This is a genomic window from Kosakonia sp. N21 (genome assembly GCF_050587465.1).
Lineage (GTDB): Bacteria > Pseudomonadota > Gammaproteobacteria > Enterobacterales > Enterobacteriaceae.
The window spans coordinates 100,214-117,350 of record NZ_JBOBHR010000005.1 but is presented as its reverse complement, the minus strand read 5'-3'; the positions used below and the strand labels follow the sequence as shown (position 1 = coordinate 117,350).

Annotated in this window: 17 protein-coding genes; 8 read left to right on the top strand and 9 right to left on the bottom strand. The window is 55.3% G+C overall.

Going from position 1 to position 17,137, the window contains the following annotated elements; translation table 11 throughout:
* Positions 1 to 44: 44 nt before the first annotated feature.
* The 4 genes from ACQ3G7_RS13680 (at position 45) to ACQ3G7_RS13665 (ending at position 4,428) form a co-directional block, all read left to right on the top strand.
* Complete coding sequence (locus ACQ3G7_RS13680) at positions 45 to 1,112, top strand: AI-2E family transporter (RefSeq protein ID WP_430890222.1); 1,068 nt, start codon at positions 45 to 47, stop codon at positions 1,110 to 1,112.
* A 371-nt stretch (positions 1,113 to 1,483) separates the two neighbouring features.
* Positions 1,484 to 1,840, top strand: coding sequence for a multidrug/spermidine efflux SMR transporter subunit MdtJ (gene mdtJ, locus ACQ3G7_RS13675; protein WP_430890221.1), 357 nt, complete (start codon positions 1,484 to 1,486; stop codon positions 1,838 to 1,840).
* Complete coding sequence (mdtI, locus tag ACQ3G7_RS13670) at positions 1,827 to 2,156, top strand: multidrug/spermidine efflux SMR transporter subunit MdtI (RefSeq protein ID WP_430890220.1); 330 nt, start codon at positions 1,827 to 1,829, stop codon at positions 2,154 to 2,156. The genes mdtJ and mdtI overlap by 14 nt, the downstream gene beginning before the upstream one ends.
* A gap of 109 nt (positions 2,157 to 2,265) precedes the next feature.
* A complete protein-coding gene (locus ACQ3G7_RS13665) occupies positions 2,266 to 4,428 on the top strand; it encodes a putative bifunctional diguanylate cyclase/phosphodiesterase (protein ID WP_430890219.1) in 2,163 nt (720 codons plus the stop codon).
* A 1-nt stretch (position 4,429) separates the two neighbouring features.
* Here ACQ3G7_RS13665 and ACQ3G7_RS13660 read toward each other — a convergent pair whose 3' ends face one another.
* From ACQ3G7_RS13660 to ACQ3G7_RS13650, 4 genes are all read right to left on the bottom strand, one after another.
* A complete protein-coding gene (locus ACQ3G7_RS13660; protein WP_430890218.1) occupies positions 4,430 to 5,257 on the bottom strand; it encodes a trypsin-like serine peptidase in 828 nt (275 codons plus the stop codon).
* A 101-nt stretch (positions 5,258 to 5,358) separates the two neighbouring features.
* Positions 5,359 to 5,442 (bottom strand): small membrane protein YdgU, encoded by an 84-nt coding sequence (gene ydgU, locus ACQ3G7_RS24790; protein ID WP_088237474.1) that lies wholly within the window; start codon positions 5,440 to 5,442, stop codon positions 5,359 to 5,361.
* Positions 5,443 to 5,536: 94 nt separating this feature from the next.
* Positions 5,537 to 5,935, bottom strand: a complete 399-nt coding sequence (gene asr / locus ACQ3G7_RS13655) for an acid resistance repetitive basic protein Asr (RefSeq protein ID WP_061495553.1) — start codon at positions 5,933 to 5,935, stop codon at positions 5,537 to 5,539.
* A 177-nt stretch (positions 5,936 to 6,112) separates the two neighbouring features.
* Positions 6,113 to 7,597, bottom strand: coding sequence for a carboxypeptidase M32 (locus ACQ3G7_RS13650; RefSeq protein WP_430890217.1), 1,485 nt, complete (start codon positions 7,595 to 7,597; stop codon positions 6,113 to 6,115).
* A 132-nt stretch (positions 7,598 to 7,729) separates the two neighbouring features.
* Between ACQ3G7_RS13650 and ACQ3G7_RS13645 the strand changes: the two genes are divergently transcribed.
* The gene (locus tag ACQ3G7_RS13645; protein ID WP_263096755.1) at positions 7,730 to 7,822 is read left to right on the top strand and encodes a KPN_01571 family protein; all 93 of its coding nucleotides are present in this window, start codon (positions 7,730 to 7,732) and stop codon (positions 7,820 to 7,822) included.
* A 62-nt stretch (positions 7,823 to 7,884) separates the two neighbouring features.
* On the opposite strand, the gene ynfM is transcribed toward ACQ3G7_RS13645, so the two are convergent.
* Positions 7,885 to 9,135, bottom strand: a complete 1,251-nt coding sequence (gene ynfM, locus ACQ3G7_RS13640; protein ID WP_430890216.1) for a multidrug efflux MFS transporter YnfM/SxtP(Kp) — start codon at positions 9,133 to 9,135, stop codon at positions 7,885 to 7,887.
* A gap of 118 nt (positions 9,136 to 9,253) precedes the next feature.
* On the opposite strand from ynfM, the gene ynfL reads away from it, so the two are divergent.
* From ynfL to bioD, 3 genes are all read left to right on the top strand, one after another.
* Positions 9,254 to 10,150 (top strand): multidrug efflux transcriptional activator YnfL/SxtR(Kp), encoded by an 897-nt coding sequence (gene ynfL, locus ACQ3G7_RS13635; protein ID WP_430890215.1) that lies wholly within the window; start codon positions 9,254 to 9,256, stop codon positions 10,148 to 10,150.
* Positions 10,151 to 10,280: 130 nt separating this feature from the next.
* Positions 10,281 to 11,501, top strand: a complete 1,221-nt coding sequence (gene mlc, locus ACQ3G7_RS13630) for a sugar metabolism global transcriptional regulator Mlc (RefSeq protein ID WP_263096751.1) — start codon at positions 10,281 to 10,283, stop codon at positions 11,499 to 11,501.
* A 126-nt stretch (positions 11,502 to 11,627) separates the two neighbouring features.
* Positions 11,628 to 12,323, top strand: a complete 696-nt coding sequence (gene bioD, locus ACQ3G7_RS13625) for a dethiobiotin synthase (RefSeq protein WP_263096750.1) — start codon at positions 11,628 to 11,630, stop codon at positions 12,321 to 12,323.
* A gap of 133 nt (positions 12,324 to 12,456) precedes the next feature.
* Here bioD and dmsD read toward each other — a convergent pair whose 3' ends face one another.
* The 4 genes from dmsD to ynfE form a co-directional block, all read right to left on the bottom strand.
* On the bottom strand, positions 12,457 to 13,068 hold the full coding sequence (gene dmsD, locus ACQ3G7_RS13620; protein ID WP_430890214.1) for a Tat proofreading chaperone DmsD: 612 nt from the start codon (positions 13,066 to 13,068) through the stop codon (positions 12,457 to 12,459).
* Between the two features lie 76 nt (positions 13,069 to 13,144).
* A complete protein-coding gene (locus tag ACQ3G7_RS13615) occupies positions 13,145 to 14,002 on the bottom strand; it encodes a dimethyl sulfoxide reductase anchor subunit family protein (protein ID WP_430890213.1) in 858 nt (285 codons plus the stop codon).
* Position 14,003: 1 nt separating this feature from the next.
* Positions 14,004 to 14,621, bottom strand: coding sequence for a DMSO/selenate family reductase complex B subunit (locus tag ACQ3G7_RS13610; RefSeq protein ID WP_263096747.1), 618 nt, complete (start codon positions 14,619 to 14,621; stop codon positions 14,004 to 14,006).
* Positions 14,622 to 14,631: 10 nt separating this feature from the next.
* Positions 14,632 to 17,070: a selenate/tellurate reductase subunit YnfE gene (ynfE, locus tag ACQ3G7_RS13605; RefSeq protein ID WP_430890212.1), complete on the bottom strand. Its 2,439-nt coding sequence runs from the start codon at positions 17,068 to 17,070 to the stop codon at positions 14,632 to 14,634.
* Positions 17,071 to 17,137 lie beyond the last annotated feature (67 nt).

Here is a 17,137-nt window from a genome sequence, read left to right as displayed (position 1 = left end):
CAGGTCACTACACTTGGGGGCAGTGTAACCAATGGATGGCCCGAATGACGACGCTAAAAATAAACAATTTCTTCTTTATCATTTTGCTATTGCTGGTCAGCGTGGCGTTTTTTACGCTTGTCCAGCCGTACTATTCCGCGATTATTTGGGCGGTGATTCTGGCATTGATTTTTTATCCACTGCGCATGCGTTTATCGGTCCTTCTGCACGGGCGTAACGGCATCGCCTCGCTGATTACCGTGTTGCTGATTTGTGTGATTGTGTTTATTCCGATGATGATCGTGCTGTCGTCGCTGGCGGTCGAAATAAATAATCTGTATCAGCGCCTGCAAAATAATGCCACCGATCTGCCGCAATTATTAAGCAACGGTATTGCGCATCTGCCGGAATGGGCGAAAAATTATCTGCGGGAGAATGACTTTGATTCCGTGATGACCATCCGGGAAAAACTTTCCGGTGTTGCGCTGAGCGTGGGGCGTTACCTGGCCGGAAGTGCGGTGATCATTGGCAAAGGTACGCTGGGGATTACCATCAGTTTCTGCTTAATGGTCTATTTGCTGTTCTTTTTATTGAAAGATGGCGCGCATCTGGTGCGTAAAATCTATGAAGCGATGCCGCTGTCGGCAAAAATTAAACGCCGTCTGTTTCTGAAATTTGCCGGTGTGGCGCGCGCTACCGTCAAAGGGACGCTGGTGGTGGCCATTGTCCAGGGGGCGCTTGGCGGCATGGGTTTCTGGTTCGCCGGCTTCAACGGCAGCCTGCTGTGGGCTGCGCTGATGGCGTTCTTGTCGCTGATCCCGGCGGTGGGAACCGCGATTGTCTGGATCCCGGCGGTGATTTTCCTCTATGCCACCGATGAACTTGCAACGGCGACAATGCTGACGCTCTATTTTGTGGTGGTGGTGGGGCTGGCTGATAATATTTTGCGTCCGCTGTTAGTGGGGAAAGATACCCGCATGCCGGATTATTTGATCCTGCTTACCACGCTCGGTGGCCTGCAATTCTTTGGCATTAATGGCTTTGTTCTGGGGCCAATGATTGCCGCATTATTTATCAGCTCGTGGAATTTGTTGGCAGAAGCACGGGCCAGCGCCATAAAAGAACAAGAGTAGCGAAAGACGCGCCGCTGTCTATCACGCGGCGCGTTGCTGTCGGCGTAAAGAAGTGCAAAGCTTTTGAGTAAATTCCTGGCCTGTGATAGAAATAAGCCGTGTTTAACGACTGGGGACATATTATTCCGCGACGATGAGAAGCAATTTGCGGATAATTGTAATGATATGGATATTCCATTCAGCATTTTCACTTCTGTTTTTTCTCTTCCCAATACCTGCTGCCCGCTATCGGGCGAACAATACTGGCGCTCGGCGCTCTAGTTTTCTCTCTGCCTGAACAGGCCGCTTGCGCGCGGCGGATATTTCTTGTGGTCCGGTTTGCCGTGGTTCGGTAAGCCGCAAAAGAGTGTATTCTCAAGCAGGAGAAAAAAATGATTTATTGGATCTTATTAGCGCTGGCCATTGTTGCGGAAATTACCGGCACACTGTCGATGAAATGGGCAAGTATAAGTGAGAGCCATAGCGGTTTTATTTTCATGCTGGTAATGATTGCGTTGTCGTATATTTTCTTGTCATTCGCGGTAAAAAAAATCGCTCTTGGCGTGGCGTATGCATTATGGGAAGGCATCGGCATAATATTGATTACCGTGTTGAGCGTTTGCTTATTTGATGAACCGCTATCGACGCTAAAAGTGGCGGGGCTAACAACGCTGGTGCTGGGCATTGTGTTGATTAAATCAGGGACGCGCAAAGCCGTGCGCCAGGAGCGTAAACATGTCGCCGTTTGAATGGATCCATGGGGCATGGCTGGCCATTGCTATTGTGCTGGAGATTGCGGCAAATATCTTTTTAAAATTGTCCGATGGTTTTCGCCGTAAAGCCTATGGCTGCGGATCGTTGCTGGCGGTGCTGGCGGCGTTTAGCGCGCTGTCGCAAGCGGTAAAAGGCATTGATCTTTCCGTCGCTTACGCCCTGTGGGGCGGCTTTGGCGTTGTCGCCACGCTGGCAGCGGGTTGGATCCTCTTTGGTCAGCGCCTGAACGGTAAAGGCTGGTTGGGGTTGATATTATTAATCGTCGGGATGACACTGATTAAACTGGCCTGATGTGATCGCTGCCCGTTATTGCGGGCAGCGAAATTCGTCGGCTGTATTACGCTTAGATTACCGTGACGCACTGCGGCTACTTTTTCGGGCCACCATGAAGAGGCGGCGAATGTTTAATCCGTTAAGCTGGCGAAATATCCCCACAGCCCGAACCCTGTTTATCATGATTTTTATGGCAGGGATTGGCCTGATTATTTCCGTTGTCGCATTACTCTATCTCTCGTTACACCTGATCAGCACCAAGACCAATGAAATTGATCGGCACCGCACGGCGCTCTCGGTAGAAGGCGCGATTCAGACCGCGATTAACCGCACCCGCTCGCTGGTGATTGATAACGCCGTTTGGGATGACGCAGTGCGCGAGACCTACCGCCCGCAGCTTGATCCTCAGTGGTTGTTCACGACCTGGGGGGCGGGGTTCAAAGTGAATAATCTCTATGATGGCACCTTCGTGCTGGACGAACATTTCCGCGTGTTGTGGGGCGCGTTTCGCGGCGAACCCTTTAACGAAACGAATCTCGCCTTTTTTGGCGATGGGTTGGTGGCGTTAATCCGTAACCATGCACAGTCATTGCAGGCCGGGCAGGAGGTTTTTGCCGGTCTTACCCGAACCCGCGAGGGGGTGGCGTTTGTCAGTATTGGGCTTATCCGTCCGATGGTGGGCCGCCTTGAGGTGTATGACCAAACCCGCCGCTATTTGATTATTACCCGACATCTCAATGCCAGGATCCTGAGCGATCTCGGCGCTACCTTTCAGATTGAAAACCTGAGCTATTCGCCAGGCGTGGAGACGGCGGCCAGCATTCCGATGCGCGGATCCGCTGGCGAGTTGCTGGGCTACCTGAGCTGGACGCCGGGTCTGCCTGGCGTGCAGGCCGCCCGCGCAGCTGCCGGGGATATCCGCCACATTGCAATGCTTGCGTCTGCGTTAATCCTTCTGTTTATTGCCCTGAGCAGCGCCGGGTTATATAAGCTGGCAAAAGAAGAGAAAATCGCGCGCAAAATCGCCCTGACGGACTGGTTGAGCCGCCTGCCTAACCGACGTGCGCTGATTGAACACCTGGAGCAGTTGAGTGCGATGGGTGACAGTGAACTGATTAGCGTGGTGTTTATCGATCTCGATGGCTTTAAAGATATCAATGATATTTACGGGCATGATGTCGGCGACAGGTTAATTGTCACCATTGCCCAGACGCTGCGGGAGAAGATCCCTACGGATGGCATGCTGGCGCGGATGGGCGGAGACGAATTCGCGATGACGCTCAGCGGGCCGTGGTCGACGGAGAAAGCAACTGAATTTGCCGAAAGCGTGTTGCAGTATCTCATGTCGCCGGTCCGCATTGGCAAACGGACGATTCATATTGGCGCCAGTATCGGTATCGCCAGCGGGACGCTGGTGGAGTGCTCCAGTTCGGAACTGTTTCGCCGCGCCGACATCGCGATGTATCACTCTAAAATGACCGGCAAAGCCTGTGTGACCCATTACAATGCCGAGCTGAACAGCGCTCGCGAGCGGCAACTGTTGATCGAAAATGACATTCGTGAAGGGCTGGAGCGCGATGAGTTTGATGTCTGGTATCAACCGATTGTTGATGCCCGTACACAGACGATGATTGGGGTGGAAGCGCTGGCCCGCTGGCCGCGTCGTCCGGGCGGTGAACTGAAACCGGACGACTTTATTCCCGTGGCCGAAACCAGTGGCCTGATTTATGCGTTGGGCCAGTTTGTGCTGCGGCGTGCCTGCCAGCAATTAATGCCGTTGAGTACGCTCAAGCTGTCGGTAAATATCTCGCCGGCACAGTTTCGCGATCCGGACTTTGAAAACAAAGTTGCCACCGTGCTGGGCACAACGCAATTTCCGGCGCGGCGGTTACAGCTTGAAGTGACCGAAACCTACGTACTGGAAAACCCGGAACGCGCACGTGCGGCGATTGCCAATTTAAAAGCGCTGGGTACCGCGGTGGCGCTGGATGATTTTGGCACGGGGTATTCGAGCATTGGCTATTTACGGCGTTTTAATTTCGACACCATCAAAATTGATAAATCGCTGGCCGGTCTGGTTGATGATGATGAACAGGCGTCGGTGCTGGTGAGCGGTACCATCCGCATCGCCAGTGCGCTCGGTATGCAGGTGGTGGCGGAAGGCGTGGAAACAGAAAAACAGATGAAACTGCTGCGGCTGGCCGGCTGCGACCAGCTACAGGGCTACTATTACAGTGCGCCAAAACCGCTGCACGACATTTTGCAACTGCCGTTACAGCGGCAAGGTTGAACTAGTCGTTCTCTTTCGCCAGCGCTTCTAACTTATCGCGAAACCCGGTGACGGAAATGGCCCGGTTATCGGCGCGCCAGCGATCTTTTGCGGCAGGCGCTGAGCTTTGTACGGCAATCAACTGCCAGCCGTCATCGGTTTTCAGCATCAGCGGCGAACCACTGTCGCCTGGCAACGTATCGCACTGGTGCGACAGCACCGTGTTTTGCGCCCACCCCGTCACCACGCAATCCTGATGGCTGTATAACGTATCGAGGTGATCTTCCGGATAGCCGGACTGTGTGACTTTCCGATCGGTCGCTTTCAGTGCCGCAGTGAGCGCCTCTTTATCACCGGCGAACAGCGGCAGAGGCGTAATGCCGGAAGGTGGGTTACGCAGCACCACCAGCCCAAAATCCCAGGACGCGGCAGAAGAGGGGACAATCCAGCCGTCGCCGTCTGCTTTCAGGCGGTGACCGAGCGAGGAATCGACCCGACCTTCAATATCGTGAATTTCATAGCGCCAGACGCCTTTCTGCGACACAAAACGCAGGGCGACGGCCTTATCCGCTTTACCGCGCGGCGGCGTTAGCAGGCAATGCCCGGCGGTTAAGGCCAGGTGAGGAGAAATCAGTGTAGCGGTACATAAGTTGCCGCTGGCGGTTTCCAGTTGACCAATCGCATCCCATGGCGCTTTGGTCGGCGTGGTGACCCGGACACGATCATCATGTCCGAAAAACAGCGTCTTCACGTCGCTGGCGTTGATGGCGTTATCATCGCCTTCGTCAGCATGCCCAACAGCGGAAAACAAAAGCAGCGGTCCCAGCAACAGCACAACGGTTTTTCGCATATCACACTCGGGTGGGGGGAATTGTGATTATTAAACGTAAGCCCAGGTTAATAAATATAGACGGGACGTGAAGAAAGTGGGAGTAAAATCAGCGCACTACATCAGTAAAGATAGAACTGGACGGCAATGATCGCGCAGATAATCAGCATCGCCAGGATCACTTCAAAACGATAACGTCGCAGCATATGCCCTCCAGAGAAAAGCGGCGCTTCGCCCGAAGGGTCAGCGCCGGTTAAACACGGCGCTCGTACGTTGAGCGCCGGATTCAATCACGTTTACTTATGCAGCCGGTTGTGCAGCCGGTTTAGCAGTGTGTTTTACGTGTTTAGTATGTTTTACGTGTTTTTTAGCAGCCTGCGCCTTCTGTTCTACAGCAGGTTTGGCAGCTTTTTTGTGGTGTTTTTTAACTTTTGCAGCCTGAGCTTTCTGTTCTACAGCCGGTTTAGCGGCTTTTTTGTGGTGTTTCTTAACTTTTGCAGCCTGAGCTTTCTGCTCTACAGCCGGTTTAGCGGCTTTTTTATGATGTTTCTGTACTTTTTTCACTGGTGCGGCGGTAGTGGTGGTAGTCGCAGTCGTGGTTGCAGCCGGAGCCGGAGTTGTAGTTGCAGTGTCGGCAGCGAAAGCAGCAGAAGACAGACCCATTGCAGCGGCAACAACCAGAGCTAATACTTTTTTCATTCCCGATATCCTCGAATTGGTTTCTTCATTTCAACCCCACTGCGGGGCCGTTGAAAGAACTATATCCATAAAAATTCACCACTTCCGTGAGTGATTGGTATCGGCGTGTAACGGAATGTACAGCGGGGAGGTACAGCGAAAAATAGCGCGCCGGAACGCTGCTCCGGCGCGGGTTTACTACAGGTAACGGCGGGTAAGATGCTCGCGGAAATAGCGCACGTTGAGCGCCTCGCCAGTGGCGTTTTCGATCAATTGCGCGGTGCTGAAGCGGCTGCCATGTTGCCAGATATTTTGCCGCAGCCAGTCAAACAGCGCGGTGAAATCGCCAGCGGCAATGGCCTCGTCCAGCCCCGGTAGCGCGTTACGCGCGGCATGGAACAGTTGGGCGGCATACATGGCGCCCAGTGTATAAGAGGGGAAATAACCAAAGCCGCCATCGGTCCAGTGAATGTCCTGCATACAACCGTTACGGTAATTGCCTTCGGTGGAGAGCCCCAGCCATGCCTGCATCTTTTCGTTCCACAGCGCCGGAATATCCTCGACCTCAATCTCGCCATCCATCAGCGTGCGTTCGATCTCATAACGCAGGATCACGTGCGCCGGATAGCTGACCTCGTCTGCATCGACGCGGATGTACCCCGGTTTTACGCGCTGATTCCAGGCAATAAAGTTGCGCTCTTCAAAGGCTGGCTGCATCCCGAAACGCTGCACGATGGCAGGTTGCAGGCGGCGTAAAAAGGCATCGCTACGCCCGAGTTGCATTTCAAAAAAGAGGCTTTGCGACTCATGAATGGCGGTGGAACGCGCCAGCGCAATGGGCTGACCTGGCCAGTGACGCGGCAGGTTTTGCTCGTAACGCGCATGCCCCGTTTCATGCACCACGCCAAACAACGCGCTCAGCAGTTCATTTTCATCGTAGCGGGTGGTAATGCGCACATCTTCCGGCACACCACCGCAGAAGGGATGCGCACTCACATCAAGACGCCCGCCATTGAAGTCAAAACCCAGCACCTGCATGGCCTGCAATCCCAGTTCACGTTGCCCGTCGATGGGGAACGGCCCCTGCGGCGCAAGCAGCGATTGCTGTTCCTGTTTTGCAACGGCTTTCTGCAACAGGTCCGGCAACCAGGTTTTCATATCGCCAAACAGTTCATCCAGGCGGGCGCTGGTCATATCCGGTTCAAATTTATCGAGCAGGGCGTCGTAAGGCGTGCAGCCTTTGGCGTCCGCGCGCAGTTGTGCCTCTTCGCGGCTCAGTCTGACGACCTCTTTCAGGTTGGCGGAAAACCCGGCCCAGTCATTATTGGGGCGCTGCGTACGCCAGGCGTGCTCGCATTTGCTGCCCGCCAGCGACTGCGCTTCCACCAGCGCTTCCGGCAACAGGGCGGCTTCCTGGTAATGACGGGTCATTTCACGCAGGTTGGCTTGTTCAATATCGTCCAGATCTTCTTGTTGCGCGGCCTGTATCCACTGAGCGGTTTTATTGTCGGTCAGGATCTGATGGCGCAACACGCTGAGTTCTGCCAGCGCTTCTCCCCGTGCGGTGCTTCCGCCTGGCGGCATCATGGCGAACATGTCCCAACTGGCGATGGCGGCGAGATGCGAAAAGCGCGACAGGCGAAGAAACGTGCGGGTGAGCTGTTGATAGTTTTGCTTGTCCATAATGCCTCTGGTTGTGTTTTTTTCTGCAATAACCACCTAAAAGTAGTAGTTATGCTGCCGATAATGGGATTTGTACCATAATAGATAAATCTTATTTACATCACCAAATAACAACACAGCGCAGCAATAATCATGAATCCATTTGTATGGGTAATCTTTGCTCTGATGGCGCTTGATGCCGTGCGTGAGCTGATGGGCGCTTCGTCCGTATTAGGGTTGTTCTAACGGGCTAACAGCGCAAATAAAAAACCCCGCGCAAGGGCGGGGTCATTACGCTTTTCGCGGCATTATTGCAGGCGAGCGTGGAGTCTGTTGCCTACCAATACCGCGATAACCAGCATTGCTGCAATAAAACCGCCCACGCCATTCCAGCCGTAGCTGTGCCAGAACACCCCACCTAACGTGCCCGCCAGGCTGGATCCCAGGTAGTAGCAGAACAAATAGAGTGATGAGGCCTGGCCTTTGGCGCGTTTTGCACGCGGCCCAATCCAGCTACTGGCGACCGAGTGGGCGGCAAAGAAACCGGCGGTAAACAGCAGCATGCCGGCAAAGATCAGCCACAGCGACGAGAACAGCGTTAACAGCAAACCCATCAACATTATGCTGGTGGCACCCATCATCACCGGGCCACGGCCATATTTACTGGTCATCGCGCCCGCTTTCGGCGAACTCCAGGTTCCCGTTAAGTAGGCCACGGACAACAGCCCGACCACCGCCTGGCTCAGCATCCACGGGGATTGCATCAGCCGGTAGCCAATGTAGTTAAACAGCGTGACGAACGAGCCCATCAACAGAAAGCCTTCCAGAAACAGCAGCGGCAGGCCTTTATCGCGCCAGTGCAGTCGGAAATTGATAAACAGCGTTTTCGGGCGCAGCGAGGACGGGCGAAAATGGCGCGATTCCGGCAAAATTTTCCAGAACATCAGCGCCGAGGCCAGCGCAAAGCAACCAATGGCCGCCAGCGCGATACGCCAGTTAAAAAAGTCGGTAAATACGCCGCTGATCAGGCGGCCGCTCATCCCGCCGATGGAGTTGCCGCTGATATATAACCCCATGGAGAAGGCGACAAAACTGGGGTGGATCTCTTCACTTAAATAGGTCATGCCGACCGCCGCCACGCCGCTTAATGACAGACCCAGCAGCGCACGCATCACCAGAATGCCGTGCCAGCTGGTCATCATGGTCGACAGTAACGTACAGCAGGAGGCGAGTAACAGCGCGGTCACCATCACTTTTTTACGACCAATCGCGTCCGACAGCGGGCCGGTAAACAGCAGGCCGATTGCCAGCATCGCGGTCGAGATAGAAAGGGAGATACTGCTGCTGGCGGGCGAGACGCCGAATTCATGGGAGAGCACCGGTAAAATCGGCTGTACGCAATAGAGCAGGGCAAATGTTGCTAACCCGGCGGAGAAGAGCGCCAGCGTCACGCGCATAAATTGGGGGGTACCACGTTTAATAAACTGTCCCGGCACAGAAACAGGTTTTTCGTCAACGACGCTTGCCGGCGCGGTGTCAACGGTTGTTGTACGACTCACTCGAGATCCTTAGCTTTTCATCCCGTGATTTTGGTGACGGGCTTACCACGGCATAAGGGTATGAAATGTGTAATATTCTGTCTAATATATTAATAATCTCAAATAAGACTTATTAAATATGAATATCGAACTGCGCCATCTACGTTACTTTATTGCCGTCGCCGAAGAGTTGCATTTCGGCCATGCCGCCGCGCGGTTGAATATCTCGCAACCGCCGCTCAGCCAGCAGATCCAAATTCTGGAGCAGCAGATCGGCGCGCGTCTGCTGGCGCGCACCAACCGCAGCGTTTCTCTGACGCCAGCGGGTAAACAGTTCCTGGCCGATAGCCGGCAAATCTTAAGTCAGGTGGATGACGCCGCTGCCCGCGCCGCGCGTTTGCATCAGGGGGAAACCGGGGAGTTGCGCATTGGTTTTACCTCATCGGCGCCCTTTATCAAGTCCGTCTCTGACACGCTGTCATCGTTTCGTCAACGCTACCCGGATGTGCATTTGCAAACGCGGGAAATCAACACCCGTGAGCAAATTGCGCCGTTAAACGAAGGGGGGCTGGATCTGGGGTTAATGCGTAATACGCAACTGCCGGAAACGCTGGCATGGCAGGTGATCCTGCGTGAACCGCTGTTGGCCATGATCCACCGCGATCACCCGTTAGCCACGCGTGAGGCGGTGTCGCTGGTGGAACTGGCGCAGGAGCCGTTTGTCTTTTTCGATCCGCATGTGGGCACTGGCCTGTACGACGATATTCTTGGGCTGATGCGCCGTTACCACCTGACGCCGATGATTGCGCAGGAGGTCGGCGAAGCCATGACCATTATTGGTCTGGTGGCGGCGGGCATGGGCGTGTCGATTCTGCCTGCCTCTTTCCGGCGGGTACAATTGCGTGAAATGCGCTGGGTGCCGATTACCGAACCGGATGCGGTGTCGGAAATGTGGCTGGTATGGTCAAAACATCATGAACAGGGAACGGCGGCGGCGCGTTTTAAGCAACACCTGCTTGCGGCGGCGGGCGGATAATTTTTGCACATAAGTCCTTGCAAAATGTGCTGTAAATCACAAGCCGGGGTAAAAATTTGACGACGACCCGTGAAGTGCTTCACCATAGCCCCAGAGTTTATTTCGAAGCGCGAAAATAAGGGAGTCAGAGGTGGTTGCTGATAGTCAGCCTGGGCATATTGATCAAATTAAGCAGACCAATGCGGGGGCAGTGTATCGCCTGATTGATCAGCTTGGCCCGGTGTCGCGCATCGACCTTTCCCGGCTGGCGCAACTTGCACCCGCGAGCATTACCAAAATCGTCCGCGAAATGCTCGAAGCGCACCTGGTGCAGGAAACAGAAATTCAGGAACCCGGCAGCCGGGGTCGTCCGGCGGTGGGACTGATGGTGGAAACCGAAGCCTGGCACTATCTTTCGCTGCGCATCAGCCGGGGCGAAATCTTCCTCTCCCTGCGCGATCTCAGCAGCAAACTGGTGGTGGAAGAGCGCCTCGAACTCCCGCTTGTTGATGCGTTACCGTTGCTGGAACGCGTCACATCGCATATTGATCGTTTTTTTACCCGCCATCAGAACAAGCTGGAGCGCCTGACCGCAATTGCCATCACGCTACCGGGCATTATTGATACGGAAAACGGCATTGTTCACCGCATGCCGTTTTATGACGATGTCAAAGATATGCCGTTGGGCGAAGTGCTTGAAAATCATACCGGGGTGCCGGTGTATGTGCAGCACGACATCAGCGCCTGGACGATGGCGGAAGCGCTGTTTGGCGCATCGCGCGGCGCGCGGGATGTGATTCAGGTGGTGATTGATCATAACGTGGGCGCCGGGGTGATCACCGACGGGCGCTTACTGCATGCCGGGAGCAGCAGCCTGGTGGAAATCGGCCACACCCAGGTCGATCCCTACGGGAAACGCTGTTATTGCGGTAACCACGGCTGCCTGGAAACCATCGCCAGCGTGGAAAGCGTGCTGGAACTGGCACAGCGGCGTATGAGCCAGTCCATGAGTTCGATGCTGCACCAAAAACCGCTGACGGTGGAGTGGCTGTGTCAGGCGGCGCAGCAGGGCGATCTGCTGGCAAAAGACATTATTAGCGGCGTTGGCGCCAATATTGGCCGTATCCTCGCCATCATGGTGAATTTGTTCAATCCGCAAAAAATATTGATTGGATCGCCGCTCAGCAAAGCCGCAGATATCCTTTTTCCCGCCATTACCGATTGCATTCGCCAACAGGCGCTGCCGGCTTACAGTAAACACATCAGCGTGGAGAGCACCCAGTTCACCAACCAGGGCACCATGGCCGGTGCGGCGCTGGTAAAAGACGCGATGTATAACGGATCGTTGTTGATTCGTCTGTTGCAGGGGTAACAATTTTGCACTGTTGCCCTAAAAATTGCGCTACCTCAAGCTGAGTCCTGTGCACTTAACTTAGACTTTCCCCTACTGAATTATTTTCCTGGTTTATATTTTCGTTGAACAACGGTGGGGTTCGTCATGCTTAAGCGTTTCTTTGTAACGGGTACAGACACTTCTGTCGGCAAGACAGTGGCGTCCCGCGCGCTACTACAGGCGCTGGCTGCCAGCGGCAAAACAGTGGCAGGGTACAAACCTGTCGCCAAAGGAAGTAAAGAGACGCCGGAAGGGCTGCGCAACAAAGATGCGCTGGTGCTGCAAAGCGTTTCATCGCTGGAGTTACCTTACCAGGCGGTAAACCCTATCGCGTTAAGTGAAGAAGAGAGCAGCGTTGCGCACAGTTGCCCAATTAATTACACCCTGTTATCCAACGGCCTGGCGGATTTGTGCGACCGGGTTGATCATGTGGTGGTTGAAGGCACCGGCGGCTGGCGCAGCCTGATGAATGATTTGCGCCCGCTTTCTGAATGGGTTGTGCAAGAGCAAATGGCGGTCGTGATGGTGGTGGGGATCCAGGAGGGGTGCCTTAACCATGCGCTTCTGACCGCCCAGGCGATTGCCAGCGACGGTCTGCCGCTGATTGGCTGGGTCGCCAACCGCATCAATCCGGGGCTGGCGCATTACGCAGAAATCATCAATGTACTGAGTAAAAAACTGCCCGCACCGCTGGTCGGTGAACTGCCATACCTGCCACGCCCGGAACAGCGCGATTTGGCACAGTACATCAATCTGCAAATGGCAACCGGCATGCTGGTGGCCGACCGCGTTTTAGCCTGAAAAACCCTCCGCCCGGATGGCGTAACGGCTGTACACCATGCCTAAAAAATTGTCTTAAAAGAGAAGTATAAGAGTGACACTGTCACGAATTGCCAGGCAGAGGGGTGTCCCGATCGTTTGATCGGGAGGGTAATTAACGGAAAAGCGGTTTTTGTGCGACCGGGATCAGCAACCGGGATTGCCAGTCCGCCAGCGTGAGTTGCGCCAGTGACCCCAACGCATGCCAGAAGGGATGCCTGGCTTCGTCGCTGAATACCGTGAGAAAACGCCCGGCCCACGGCAGCAGATGCCAGGCCAGCAGTTGATCGCAGGCGACACGGTTGCCTTGCTCCGCCAGCCACGCCGCCAGCAACAGTAATGCGCCGAAGTGATCTTCCGGCTCGTTTTGCCCGCTGTCGAAAACGACGCTGTTTTCACGCATCCACTGGCGCAGCGCAAGCGTAGAGTCGCCAAACAGCACACTCTCTTTATCCAGCCACACCGAGCCCCACGGCGGTGCAGGCAATGCGTGGGGACCAATCAATAAACGCTGCCAGGCGTCCTGCAACGGTTCATCGCAGGCTATGGTAAAACCCGCAGTCAGTGGCTGAAGAACGGCTTGCGGCAGCGGCCATTGTTCGACCCCGTCACCTTGTTTAAACGCGGCAATCAGCGGCGCTGCCGGTTCGCTGTCCGGCGGGTAATAAAACAGTGCGCCCAGCACGCGGGCGGTAAAAATAAATGCTTCACGGGTATCGTCAGTCATAGTCTCCCCGATAATCTCGGCAATACCGTTTATAGAGGCCGGACAGGGCGTAAGCCGCTATCCGGCACGTACGCGATTAACCCGCAACGGCAACGCCGACGGTCATATGCAGCCCGTAAAACAGGCCGCGACCGATGACTTCGCCCGCCATCACCAGCACAATCCCGGCCAGCAGGCTGATCACCTGCGGTTGCTTATGCATCACCAGCGGACAGATCCAGCACCCCAGACCGAGCGCCACCAGCACCAAACGCCACACCTGTAGCATGCCGTAATCCGGCACCAGCGCGATGGCCTGTTGTACCGAACTGTGGATTTCGCCCAACTGCACGCTTTGCAACATCACCACTGCGCAGCTTGCCACCAGGGCGGCAACGCTCACCGCCGCAAAACGCGACGCGTTATAGCGCATCCCCGCCAGTCTTAGCAGCAGCGCCCCCAGCAGCGGCCCGCCGATAAGCATCGTCAGGAAAAAGCTGGCGGTGGTGTAACCGTTGTGCCAGGTGGGAACGGTGTCGATTTGGTAAACACGCGTCATCGCCCAGACAAACAGCACACCCAGCACCATGCTGACAACCAGCCATAAGCGCCCGAGCGCAGCAGGCATTTTGCCAAGCCATGTAACCAGCCACCAGAAACCGCCCACGGCGAAAAACAGCGACCCGGCGGCGATTTCATTACTCAACGACGATGCGCCCACACGGTTCAGTGAGTTGAATGCCCGCAGCGGTGAACCAAGGTGCATCATCGAGGCGATAAAGCCAATGCCCATCACGATCCACAGCAAAAACTGGCTGCGCACAATGCTGGCCTGCGTACGCTGATCCCCGGCGGTTGCCATCCAGCCAAGGCCGGTGACGATCAATCCGCCCGCCACACACTGGCCGAGCACGGTAAACAGCACCAGCGGCCATTCATGCCATCCGCTTCCCATTTCACACCTCCTGCGGGTTTGCCAGATAGCCGGTGGTATCCCCTGTCGGGCGGCTGTTGGCGTTGGGTTTGATGACAATATTCGGCCGGGTAAAGTGCGATGCCGGCAACGGCGCGATAGCGGCGAGCGAACCATGCTGTTTGCGCAATTCGTCGATAGGGCCAAAGTCCAGCGCCCGTAACGGGCAGGATTCGACGCAGACCGGCTTTTTGCCCTGCGCGACGCGGTCATAACAACCGTCGCACTTGGTCATATGTCCTTTCGCGGCATTGTATTGCGGTGCGCCATACGGGCAGGCCATATGGCAGTAACGACAGCCGATACACACCTCTTCATCCACCACCACAAAGCCATCTTCGCGTTTATGCATGGCGCCGCTTGGGCAGACTTTAGTACAGGCCGGATCGTCACAATGGTTACAGGAAAGAGAGAGGTAATAGGCAAAAACGTCCTGATGCCAGATACCCTGATCCTCCTGCCAGTTGCCACCTGCATATTCGTATACGCGGCGGAAACTGACGTCCGGGGTTAAGTCCTTGTAATCTTTGCAGGCCAGCTCGCAGGTTTTACAACCGGTGCAGCGGGCGGAGTCAATAAAAAAACCATACTGCGTAGTCATCCGCTACTCCTTAAACCTTTTGGATGTCGACCAGATTTGTGTGCTGCGGGTTGCCTTTCGCCAGCGGCGAGGGGCGGTGGGTGGTCAGGGTGTTCATACAGCCGCCATGATCGATGCGATCGCCGTCCATATTGGCCTGATGCCACGCGCCCTGGCCCATTGCGCTGACCCCCGGCATAATGCGCGGCGTCACTTTCGCGGCAATCCGCACCTCACCGCGATCGTTAAACACGCGCACCATGTCGCCATTCGCGATGCCGCGTTTTTGCGCATCAATGGGGTTGATCCACACTTCCTGGCGGCAGGCTTCTTTCAGTACATCAATGTTGCCGTAGCTTGAGTGGGTACGCGCTTTGTAGTGGAAGCCAAACAGTTGCAGGGGGAACTGGCTGCGTGCGGGGGAGTCCCAGCCTTCAAAGGTTGAGGCATACACCGGCAGCGGGCTGATAACCTCGTCTTTTTCCAGCTCCCAGCTACTGGCGATTTTTGCCAGTTGGCTGGAGTAGATTTCGATTTTGCCCGACGGGGTTTTCAGTGGGTTGGCTTGCGGGTCGTCACGGAATTTTTTATAGGCGACAAAGTGGCCGTTCGGATCTTTGCGCTTGTAAATCCCCATCTCTTTGAGCGCGTCGTAGGAGGGCAGTTGCGGATCTTTCGCCACCATTTTGGCGTACAGATACTTCAGCCACTCTTCCTGGCTTCGTCCTTCGGTAAAGCGCTGGTAAATATCCGGCCCCAAACGGCGAGCAATTTCACTGGTGATCCAGTAAATCGGTTTACGTTCAAACTTCGGCGTGGTCACCGGCTGGAGGAAGATCAGGTAGCCCATATTCCCGGCATAATCGTTGGGAATGATATCTTCCTGTTCCACGGTCATCAGGTCCGGCAGCAGGATATCGGCGTACAGGGCTGACGAGGTCATGAAATTCTCAATCACCACGATCATTTCGCATTTGCTGTCATCCTGCAGCACATCGTGGGTGTGATTGATATCGCCATGCTGGTTGGTGAGGGTGTTGCCCGCATAGTTCCAGATGAACTTAATCGGCACATCCAGTTTGTCTTTCCCACGCACGCCGTCGCGGGTGGCGGTCATTTCCGGCCCACGGGCAATGGCATCGGTCCAGGTAAAACAGGAGATCGAGGTTTTCACCGGGTTTTCCGGCATCGGCATCCGTTCAATGGTGATGGTGTAAGTGGATTCCCGCGCACCGCTGTTACCGCCATTGATGCCGACGTTTCCGGTCAGGATCGGCAACATGGCGATCGCCCGCGAGGTCAGTTCGCCGTTGGCCTGGCGCTGTGGCCCCCAGCCCTGGCAGATATACGCCGGTTTCGCGGTGCCGATTTCGCGCGCCAGTTTAATGATCTTATCGGCAGGAATACCGGTGATCCGGGCAGCCCACTGCGGTGTTTTTGCAATGCCGTCATCGCCCTGACCCAGAATGTAGGCTTTGTAGTGCCCGTTGGCGGGCGCATCTGCTGGCAATGTTTTCTCGTCGTAGCCCACGCAATAGGTATCAAGGAACGGTTGATCGACGAGGTTCTCGGTGATCAGCACCCAGGCCATTCCGGCCACCAGCGCGGCATCGGTTCCCGGACGAATCGGGATCCACTCATCTTCGCGCCCGGCGGCGGTGTCGGTATAACGCGGGTCAATCACCACCATCCGCGCATTCGAACGCTCGCGCGCCTGCTCCAGATAATAGGTAATGCCGCCGCCGCTCATACGGGTCTCTGCGGGGTTGTTGCCAAACATCACCACCAGTTTGCTGTTTTCGATGTCCGAGGTGCTGTTCCCCTCGTTGGAGCCGTAAGTGTAGGGCATGGCGCAGGCGATTTGCGCGGTGCTGTAGGTGCCGTACTGGTTGAGGAAACCGCCGTACATGGCCATCAGACGAGCAATAATGGAGGCTGAAGGGGACGAGCGGGTAATGTTGCCGCCGACGATACCGGAAGAGTAATTAATGTAGACCGCTTCGTTACCGTACTTCTGCACCACGCTTTTTAAGCTGTTGGCGATGGTATCAAGGGCTTCGTCCCAGCTAATGCGTTCAAACTTACCCTCACCACGTTTGCCCACGCGCTTCATCGGGTAGTTCAGGCGGTCCGGGTGGTTGATGCGCCGACGGATCGAACGCCCGCGTAAGCACGCGCGGACCTGGTGGTTGCCATACTGGTCTTCGCCGGTATTGTCCGTTTCAACCCAATACACTTCGTTATCCCGGACGTGTAAGCGCAGCGCGCAGCGACTGCCGCAGTTTACCGAGCAGGCGCCCCATACGACTTTGTCCGGAGCGGGTTGCATGGCTTGCTGTACGGCGGCCGCGGCGGAACGCATGCCGAAAGGGAGATGAAAACTGCTGGCGGCCAATGCAAGCGACCCGAGCGCGGTGGATTTCACCAGCGTTCGTCGGCTTATGCCACCGCTGTGTTCGGTTTCAGACATAGCTCACTCCATTATTATTTATAATAAAAAGAAATTACCCGCCAAATTAATAAGCAGGCTAATAATG